Consider the following 4,042-nt stretch of genomic DNA (forward strand, 5'->3'; position numbering starts at 1 on the left):
GCCTGCTCAAGGGCCTCGCCGACCGGGCCGCCCGGCGCCGCCAGGTCGGCGAGCTGCTCGACCTGGTCGGCCTGGCCGACGTCGCGGGCCGCAAGCTCAAGGGCTTCTCGGGCGGCATGCGCCGCCGCGTCGGCATCGCCCAGGCGTTGCTCGGCGACCCGACGCTACTGATCGTCGACGAGCCGACGGTCGGCCTCGACCCGGAGGAACGGATCCGCTTCCGCACGCTGCTGTCCAGCCTGGCGGGCGCCCGCACGGTCCTGCTGAGCACGCACATCGTCGAGGACGTGGCGCAGACGTGCCGCCAGACCGCGGTCCTGGCCGCCGGCCGGGTCCTCTTCACGGGCCAGGTCACGGACCTGACCGCCCACGCGGAGGGCGTCACCTGGGAGATCGTCACCGCGGGCCCCCCACCGACCGAAGGCGTCGTGGTGTCGGCGATCGCCCGCACGGACGGCACCCACTACCGGGTGGTCAGTGCTCGCCCACCGGCGCCCGACGCCCTGCCGGTGAGCCCGTCGCTGGAGGAGGGGTATGTCGCACTGATGCGCTCCGCGACACCGACACCGGTCGGCTGACCGTCACGGGCACCGCCGCCTTGCCGGTTGGCCCCGGGCGCCTCCATTCCCGGGCCGCCGGCCGTGGTGACGGCCAGCTTCTGGGCTGCGCGTCCCTGCCGCTCCGCGATCGGATGGTCGATCTGCGCTGCGGGCATGGACAGCCCCCAGCGGCGGCGGAGGGCTGAGGCGGCGATGATGGGCTGATGGACTTCGACCGCGTCGTGGCCGAGCATCGCCGGGAGCTGTTGGCGCACTGCTACCGCATGCTCGGGTCGTTGCACGACGCCGAGGACGCCTTGCAGGAGACCCTGGTCGCTGCGTGGCGGGGTGCGGAGCGGTTCGAGGGGCGCAGTTCCGTGCGTACGTGGCTCTATCGGATCGCCACCCACGCCTGCATCCGGATCGCCGAGCGGCGGCGGCCGCGGGTGCTGTCACCGGAGTACGGGCCGTCCCGCCGGAGCACCGACGACCTCGGCGAGGTCGTCACCGAGCAAGTGTTCATCGAGCCGTGGGTCGAGGAGCCGGTCGAGGACCGCTACCTGCGGCGCGAGGCGGTCGAGCTCGCCTTCGTCGCGGCGCTGCAGCACCTGCCGGCCAACCAGCGTGCCGTGCTCATCCTGCGCGAGGTCCTCGAGTTCTCCGCCGCCGAGGTGGCCGACCTGCTCGACACCTCCACCGCCTCCGTCAACAGCGCCCTGCAGCGGGCCCGCAAGGCCGTCGACGAGCGGGTCAGCGGGCCCCCGCAGCGCGACGAGCTGGCAGCGCTCGGCGACGACGGATGCCGGGAGCTGGTCGACGCGTTCGTCAGCGCGTGGGAGCGCGCCGACATCCCCGACCTGGTCGGTCTGCTCGCCCGCGACGCCCGGTTCACGATGCCGCCGCTGCCGGCCTGGTTCGACGGGATCGACGCCGTCGAAGGGTTCCTCACCGACCGGCTGTTCGCGTCCTCGTGGCGACTCACCCCGCTGACCGCCAACGGGCAGCTCGGCTTCGCCTGCTACCAGCGGGCCGTGGCCGGTGGGGCGTACGCGCTCAGTGCGGTCAACGTGCTGACCGTCCGCGACGGGCGGATCGCCGAGATCACCGGCTTCATCGACCCCGCCGTACTCCGATTCCTGGAATTTCTTCCGGCACACCGATGAGTTCGCGCCGCCCGGCGTCTCTGCATGGGTGAAGGTCATCCTGAGACAGAGGGAGCAACGCCATCATGCGCAAGATCATCGTCAGCAACATCGTCTCGCTCGACGGGTACAGCGCCGGGACCGGCGGCGACGTCATGGCCCTGCCGATGGACGCGGCGTTCGACGCCTACAACGTCGAGCGGCTCCGAGCCGCCGACACGCTGCTCGTGGGGCGCGACTCCTACCTCGGCTTCCTCGGCTACTGGCCGGGGATCGCCGACGCGCCCGGGGACCCCGACAACCGCGCGCTGGACGAGAACAACCGCGAGATCAGCCGCCGCAACAACGCGATCGCCAAGATCGTCGTGTCCGACCGGCTCGGCGCGGACGAGACCGGCGTCTGGCGCGACACGACGACGATCCTCCGGCGGAACGAGGCGGCCGCCGCGCTCGCCGAGGCCAAGCGTCAACCCGGCGGCGACATCCTGGTCTTCGGCAGCCGCACCATGTGGAACGGCCTGCTCGCCGAAGGGCTGGTCGACGAGGTCCACCTCATGGTCGGCGCGGTCGTCCTCGGCGATGGCGACCCGGCCTTCATCCAGCCGCCCAAGTCGATGCGGCTGCTCGACACCCGGACGTTCGACGGTTCGGACAACGTCCTGCACCGGTACGCGGTCGCCTAGCCGTTCGCGATCAGCACCACGAGCACGACGGCCGCGATCGCGACCAGGACGCTGAGGATCACCACCCAGGCCAGCCCGGAGCGGTTGGCGGCCGGCTCCGGCTCCGGCCGCGAGCCGCCGGGCAGGGCCGGGCCGTACCCGGCGGCCGGGCTCGCCGGCGCCGGATAGCCCTGCCCCCGCGGAGTGGGCGTAGGAAAATCGACCGGCAGCCGCTGGGTCGGCACCCGCGCCGCCCGGGGCTCCACGCTGACCGCGCCTTGGGCCACCACCGTCTCCGGCTGTTCCAGCGCCGTCGGCGCGATGCCCAGCTCCTGATGGATCATCCGGGCCACCAGCGGCATCCGGCTCGAACCGCCGACCAGGAACACCCCGACCAGGTCGTCCTCGTCGAGCCGGGCGTCCGCGATCGTCCTCGCCAGGCAGTCCACGGTCCGTGCCAGCATCGGCCGCGCCAGCTGCTCGAGCTCGTCGCGGGTCACGTGCGCGGCCACATCAAGAGCCGGCAGGTGTACGTCCGCCGCCGCGGTCCGGGACAGCGCCTCCTTCGTACCCCGGACGTCGTCGTAGAGCAGGGCCCGCTGGCGCCGGTGCTCCATGTCGGCCGGCGTCAGCATCGCGTTCCACAGGGCCGTCCGCGACGACGAGTACGCGACACCGAGGTGCTCCACCAGCGCCTGGTCGAGATCGAGCCCGCCGACGTCCGGCAGGCCGTGCGCCGAGAGCACCTCGAAGCCGGCGGGGGAGCGGCGCACCACCGCGGCGTCGAACGTGCCCGCCCCGAGGTCGTACACCGCCAACGCCCCGCCCGGCGGCACCGTCCCGCGCAGCACGGCCGTGAAGTAGCGCGCCGCGGCCACCGGCTCCGGCAGCAGCGTCGGCGTCCCCGGCAGCCCCGCCGCCGCGGCCGCGTCGACGAGGACGGAACGGCGCAGCGACGACCATCCCGCCGGATGGGTCAGCACGACCGAGTAGTCTTCGCCGGCCCAGCGCCGCGCCTCCGACGCGACCCTGGCCAGCACCGCACCGACGAGCGCCGAAACCGGCACCGACTGCTCGCCGAGCAGCACAGAGCCCTCGTCGACGCGCCGCTTGGGGTTGGGTTCGAACCGCGCCGGGTTCAGCCGGGCCGCCCGCACCGCGTCGGCGCCGGCGACCAGGCGGCCGCCCGGGTCGAGGTAGACCGCCGACGGCAGTAGCGGCGATCCGTCGAACAGCAGCGGCTGGCCCGGCGCGCCATCGACCGCGATCACCGCCACCGTGTGCGAGGTGCCGAAATCGATGCCCACCGCCCGCATGGCCGCCACCTTATCGTCGTACCTCGCCGGCATACTCCGTTCCGTGCACCCGTATCTTGACGCTCCCACGCCGCTCGCGTTCGCGCACCGCGGTGGCGCCGCCGACGGTGACGAGAACACCGCCGAGGCGTTCGCCCGGGCCGTCGCGCTCGGTTACCGCTATGTCGAGACCGACGTGCACGGCACCCGCGACGGCGTGTCGGTCGTGTTCCACGACGAGAACCTGCGGAGACTGACCGGCCAGCCCGGGCGGATCCGTGACCTGACGATCAAGGACCTCGATACGGTACGCGTCGCGGGGTCGGCCGCCGTGCCCCGGCTCGACGACGTCCTGGCCGCGTGGCCCGACGTGCGCTTCAACATCGACGTGAAGGCCGCGCCGG

5 protein-coding genes are annotated in these 4,042 nt (G+C 73.1%); 4 read left to right on the forward strand and 1 reads right to left on the reverse strand.

The window, feature by feature from the left end; translation table 11 throughout:
• The 3 genes from AB0H87_RS39015 to AB0H87_RS39025 all read left to right on the forward strand — a co-directional run.
• The coding region (locus AB0H87_RS39015; protein ID WP_360157960.1) for an ATP-binding cassette domain-containing protein at positions 1–578 on the forward strand (578 nt) is incomplete at its 5' end.
• Between the two features lie 185 nt (positions 579–763).
• Positions 764–1,702: an RNA polymerase subunit sigma-70 gene (locus tag AB0H87_RS39020; RefSeq protein ID WP_360157963.1), complete on the forward strand. Its 939-nt coding sequence runs from the start codon at positions 764–766 to the stop codon at positions 1,700–1,702.
• Positions 1,703–1,767: 65 nt separating this feature from the next.
• The gene (locus AB0H87_RS39025; protein WP_360157966.1) at positions 1,768–2,364 is read left to right on the forward strand and encodes a dihydrofolate reductase family protein; all 597 of its coding nucleotides are present in this window, start codon (positions 1,768–1,770) and stop codon (positions 2,362–2,364) included.
• On the opposite strand, the gene AB0H87_RS39030 is transcribed toward AB0H87_RS39025, so the two are convergent.
• Positions 2,361–3,659 (reverse strand): Hsp70 family protein, encoded by a 1,299-nt coding sequence (locus tag AB0H87_RS39030; protein ID WP_360157969.1) that lies wholly within the window; start codon positions 3,657–3,659, stop codon positions 2,361–2,363. The genes AB0H87_RS39025 and AB0H87_RS39030 overlap by 4 nt on opposite strands.
• Here AB0H87_RS39030 and AB0H87_RS39035 point away from each other — a divergent pair.
• On the forward strand, positions 3,658–4,042 hold a 385-nt coding region (locus AB0H87_RS39035), incomplete at its 3' end, for a glycerophosphodiester phosphodiesterase family protein (protein WP_360157972.1). The genes AB0H87_RS39030 and AB0H87_RS39035 overlap by 2 nt on opposite strands.

Source organism: Asanoa sp. NPDC050611 (assembly GCF_040654855.1).
Classification (GTDB): domain Bacteria; phylum Actinomycetota; class Actinomycetes; order Mycobacteriales; family Micromonosporaceae; genus Asanoa.